3 protein-coding genes, 1 rRNA gene and 1 other annotated feature are annotated in these 5,389 nt (G+C 41.2%); of the genes, 3 read left to right on the forward strand and 1 reads right to left on the reverse strand.

Annotation, left to right across the window (positions count from 1 at the left end):
* Nucleotides 1–459 precede the first annotated feature (459 nt).
* From BMZ78_RS18075 to BMZ78_RS18085, 3 genes are all read left to right on the forward strand, one after another.
* Nucleotides 460–1,833, forward strand: a complete 1,374-nt coding sequence (locus BMZ78_RS18075) for an amino acid permease (RefSeq protein ID WP_093231781.1) — start codon at nucleotides 460–462, stop codon at nucleotides 1,831–1,833.
* A 193-nt stretch (nucleotides 1,834–2,026) separates the two neighbouring features.
* Nucleotides 2,027–2,255, forward strand: a binding site (T-box leader).
* A 54-nt stretch (nucleotides 2,256–2,309) separates the two neighbouring features.
* Nucleotides 2,310–3,431, forward strand: a complete 1,122-nt coding sequence (proB, locus tag BMZ78_RS18080) for a glutamate 5-kinase (protein ID WP_245739939.1) — start codon at nucleotides 2,310–2,312, stop codon at nucleotides 3,429–3,431.
* Nucleotides 3,432–3,630: 199 nt separating this feature from the next.
* Entirely contained in the window at nucleotides 3,631–4,905 is a 1,275-nt protein-coding gene (locus tag BMZ78_RS18085; RefSeq protein ID WP_245739941.1) for a glutamate-5-semialdehyde dehydrogenase, read from the forward strand.
* A gap of 411 nt (nucleotides 4,906–5,316) precedes the next feature.
* Here BMZ78_RS18085 and BMZ78_RS18090 read toward each other — a convergent pair.
* Nucleotides 5,317–5,389 (reverse strand): 16S ribosomal RNA (locus tag BMZ78_RS18090); the annotation flags it as partial.

Here is a 5,389-nt window from a genome sequence, read left to right on the forward strand (position 1 = left end):
CTGTTGCTAAAGGTACTCGTCTCGGTGATACCCTTGACTTGACTTCATTTCCTTATCTAATTTTCAAGGTGCGTTTCTCATTTTCACCGCTCATCGCGGCGACAGTGAATAATATATCATGCTTCGACAAAACATGCAATACCTTTTTTATATTTTTTTAGAAAGAAATTATAACGACTGTGTCGTACTCTCCTACCCAGCGTTTTCTGACTAATCTACTGTTTAAAGAGGATTAAAAATGATGGAAGCAATAAAGAATAACCCCTTAGTTGCTAGCAAATAATATCCTTTAAGTTTCGATTCTTCCAGATATCCAATACATCCATTCATAGCAGATCAAAGTGTTTTGTCCGGTTGAATCGAATTTAAAAATAATGGATTCAGTCGTTCAACAACTGTTTCAATAATGTTTGAAGCAAAAGCAAAAGTTTGGATAACAATGGAAAGAGGTGCCCATAAATGAATCAGTCAGAAAACCTGAAAAGGGAGCTAAAAGATCGCCATATTCAGTTAATAGCCATTGGCGGAGCTATTGGTGTTGGTCTTTTCCTGGGATCAGCAAAGGCCATTCAGGCAGCAGGTCCTGCTCTCATGCTTTCCTATTTGATTGCTGGAATCATCGTTTTCTTTATGATGCGAGCACTAGGTGAGATGATTTTATACAAACCTGTTTCTGGATCATTTAGCGCCTATGCTCAAGAGTTTATCGGTCCCTGGGCTGGATTTTTTACTGGTTGGAACTATTGGTTTATGTGGATTGTAACAGGTATGGCTGAAATCACGGCCGTAGGTAAATACATGACTTTCTGGTTTCCAAACTTGCCTCAATGGATTCCTGCCCTAATCGCTCTTATTTTTGTCTATCTGATTAACCTGGTCGCTGTAAAACTCTTCGGTGAGTTCGAATTTTGGTTTGCCCTTATTAAAGTCGTTACTATTATTGCTTTACTTGTGATCGGTACTCTAATAATTACGACCGGATTCGGATACAAAGGGCACCCTATTGGCATTTCGAATCTTTGGAAGCACGGAGGATTTTTCCCGAATGGAATCATAGGCATGCTTTTAACCTTACAAATGGTTGTATTTGCTTTCCAAGGAATTGAGTTGGTTGGCGTGACAGCTGGAGAAGCACAAAATCCGGACAAAACCATTCCTTCAGCGATAAATAAAATCATTTGGCGAATCTTAATCTTCTATGTGGGTGCATTGTTTGTCATCATGGCTATTTATCCTTGGAATCAACTAGATGGCAAAACAAGCCCATTTGTACTCACCTTTGAAAATATCGGGATTCCTGCAGCTGCAGCTGTTATTAACTTCGTTGTTATGACTGCTGCATTATCTTCCTGTAACAGTGGAGTATTTAGCACAGGACGTATGCTGCTGACTCTGTCCAGAAATAACCATGCTCCAAAAGCATTCTCAAAACTGAATGATCGCCAAATCCCTTCATTCGCACTAACCGCTTCAAGTATCGTATTACTAATTGGTGTAGTGCTTAACTATCTAGTACCAGAAAAAGCGTTTGAATACGTCACGAGTATAGCGACCATTGGTACCATTTGGACCTGGGGTATGATTGTGATCAGCCATATGCAGTATCACAAAATGGTAAAAGAAAAAAAGTTGCCTGAGAGCTCTTACAAAATGCCTGGTGCTCCATTTACGAACTGGCTTGTTCTTATCTTCTTGGCAATTGTCGTCGTAATGATCGGATTGGATAAAGATGCACGTATTGCCTTGTATGTCGCTCCATTTTGGTTTGCCATTCTCATCATTGGATATCTGTATGTAAGAAAAAACAATCACACAGAAGAAAAAGTAGGATGATCCAAATCTCCCCATAAGCAAAAGAAATAAAGGCCGATGACATACCCGCATTTCTTGTTCTGATTTTTAGCGACTTTTACTAATTGAAAAGGAACCCTAACGCTTAAATGATCTTTTGTCCACAAATCAGGTTTATATCCTATGTTGACAGTTCATACATATCGGTGTATAAATATGTAAAAAACAATCATTCATTGAAGTGATGATGGAGTGAGTAAGTCTAGGAAGCGCTCAGAGAGTGGGATCAATAGCTGTGAGATCCTGCCGTGGAATAGGCTGACCCCGCCTCCTGAACTGCCCGTGAAAAGCGGGACGGTTGCTGACCGTTATACAGATGAAGTGGACATGATCTCTCCCTTTTCTAATCATGAGATCTTGTCAATGAAGGTGGTACCGCGGAAGTTAGGCCTTTCGTCCTTCGGGAACGGAAGGCTTTTATTATTTTCTCGACATTCAATATGGAAAGGGGGCTTGAAATGAAACGTATTGTTGTAAAAATCGGCTCTAGCAGTCTCATTGCTGCAGATGGAAGCCTATGTCAAAAAAAGATAGATAGCTTCGTCGAACAAATATCTTCCCTGCAATCAAGTGGAAAGTATCAAATTGCTCTGGTCTCATCCGGAGCGATTGCTGCTGGTTTGGGAATATTGGGATGGTCACGTCATCATATCACGATGCCCGAAAAACAGGCAGCTGCCGCTGTAGGACAAGGTCTTCTGACCGATATGTATCAAAAATTGTTTGCTCGTCAAAACATTTTAACGGCTCAAATCTTGCTTAACCGATCCGATATTGAAGATCGCAGGCGTTTTATCCATATTCGTAATACAATGGAAACTCTATTACGAAACGGAATCCTGCCCATTGTCAATGAAAACGACAGTGTCACTGTGGAAGAAATACGCTTTGGAGACAATGATACTTTGAGCAGTCTGGTTGCATTAATCATTGAGGCTGATCTACTCATTCTTTTGACTGATATTGATGGACTGTACACAGGTCATCCACATAAAGATCCTACAGCCAAACGGATTCCTGAAGTATGGAAAATCACACCAGAAATTGAGAAATTAGCTGGTAATCCCGGTAGTCCTGTAGGAACAGGAGGCATGCGGACAAAATTAATCGCGGCCCGTATGGCTACACATTCAGGTATTGATGTTGTCATTGCTTCCAGTTCTGAAAAAGATGTTTTAAAAAGAATCATGAATGGTGAAAAGATCGGTACAAGATTTTATGCCCAACAGCGAATGCCCAGCAAAAAATCCTGGATTGCTTACGGTTCAAAAGCAGAAGGACGACTCTATATTGATTCAGGAGCCATAAACGCTCTAACCCATCAACGCCGAAGTTTACTTATTGCAGGGATCATTGAAGTAGAAGGTGATTTTGATGAAGGAGCTATTGTTGAAATTCGCTCGCCGTCTAACCAAATGGTTGGAAAAGGAGTGGTCAGTTTTTCTGCTCAAGATTTACGCCTTCTGCTTAAACGCAAACAACAAGGAGAGAAATTACACAATTATCATGAAGTAATCCATCGAGATTCATTGGTGATCTTGGTTCTTGATGAAAACGCCAACTATATAAACCAGTCATAGAAACATGTACTTCATCCAATTGAATAAATTCCCTAAACGGAAAGGAGGTACCCTGCTACTCATAGAAAATTTGCCTGAAAAAAAGCTGGTTTCCTATTAGTGATGTCCATGATTACAGTTACGAATGCAGATCCATTAACACCACTGGTTTCTTTTAGATTTAAGGCATTTTTCTATGTTGATAGTAGCAGGAGCAAAAATGACCGACACTGTTACTTTACAAGCATGGGTACTGAACAAGGCAAAAGCAGCCAAAAAAGCTTCTCATATATTGGCAACATTATCTACTGAAGAAAAGAACGCTGCACTGCTTTCGATGGCCAATTCCTTATGGCAGCACCGTAAATCCATCCTTCAAGCTAACTTAGAAGACATTGAACAAGCACAAAAAAATCAACTGCCTCAAGCTCGAATCGATCGGCTGCTTCTGGACGAAAAACGTCTCCAACAGATGATTGAAGGACTCCATCAGATTGTAGAATTGGCAGATCCCGTTGGTGAAATCCTGGAATCCTTTAAGCGTCCGAACGGGTTGCAAATCGAACAAGTTAGAGTCCCATTCGGGGCAATAGCCATGATATATGAATCTCGCCCCAATGTCACAGTGGATGCAGCTGGCTTGGCTTTGAAAACAGGGAATGCGATCGTACTTCGTGGTGGCAAAGAAGCTCTTCGATCAAATGATCAATTGGTTTATGCCTTGCAAAAAGGACTGGAAAGTACGGCTATTCCTTTAGAAGCGATTCAATTTATTGATCGCACCGAACGCGAAACGGTAGATTTCCTGATTCAAGCCAAAGGCATCATCGATTTGGTCATTCCACGTGGTGGAGCAGGATTGATTCAACATGTTATTCAAAAATCAATCGTTCCTGTGATTGAAACAGGTGTAGGCAATTGCCATCTTTATATTGACAAAGCAGCAGATCTGGACAAAGCAACCGCTATAACCATCAATGCCAAAACACAACGTCCATCTGTATGCAATGCAATCGAAACACTCCTTGTTCATGAGCAGCTTGTCGAAACCTGGCTACCTCAAGTTTTAACTACTTTAACCAAGTACGGTGTAGAAATTCGCGGCTGTCACAAAACACAGAGCGTAGCGAAAGAAATCCCTCTCATTCCAGCAACGGAAGAAGACTATCGAGCAGAATTCCTTGATCTTACCCTTGCTGTTAAAGTGGTAAGTAATGTAGATGAAGCGATCCAACACATTAACCAATATGGAACACAACATTCAGAAGCGATTATCACCGAAGATGAGAAAACCGCACAAAAATTCCTGGCACAAGTAGATGCAGCCGCTGTGTACCATAACGCCTCGACTCGCTTTACAGACGGATTTGAATTCGGATTTGGTGCAGAAATAGGGATTTCAACGCAAAAGCTACATGCACGTGGGCCAATGGGATTAAAAGAACTAACCAGTCACAAATATGTAATTCGTGGTACAGGCCAAATTCGAACCTAACAGGAGAACCAACCTTGTTTAAAGAATCAGGCTCTTTATGGTTGGATTTATGTTCAAAAGACATACCAAAGTCATTCCATTTCTATCGAGAGACTGGGAGGAACACTCCTGTATTATGATGAGCCTCGAGAAAACCGGGATGGATTTTTCATAGTAAAAATCGGATCAGCTACCATAATGGTCGGCAATCTGGCAGCGAATCTGAAAGGCGAACATGCTATCTCATGGGTATGTAATCATGTTCGCAAACCTCTCCCTTTCGTTGGAGTCTTTTCCGTTAATGGATTGCTGGACACGCGTATATAAAAAATCCTCCAAGCTTGGCTTGGAGGATTTTTCGTGTTCCCTGAAAACTAAAGAGTGAGATGGCATGACCCAAGAAGTAAAGTTATTCGGAAATAAACTCCGTAGAAAGGAGGTGATCCATCCCCACCTTCCGGTAGGGATACCTTGTTACGACTTCACCCCAATCATCTGCCCCACC

It is taken from the genome of Thermoflavimicrobium dichotomicum (genome assembly GCF_900114055.1).
Classification (GTDB): domain Bacteria; phylum Bacillota; class Bacilli; order Thermoactinomycetales; family Thermoactinomycetaceae; genus Thermoflavimicrobium; species Thermoflavimicrobium dichotomicum.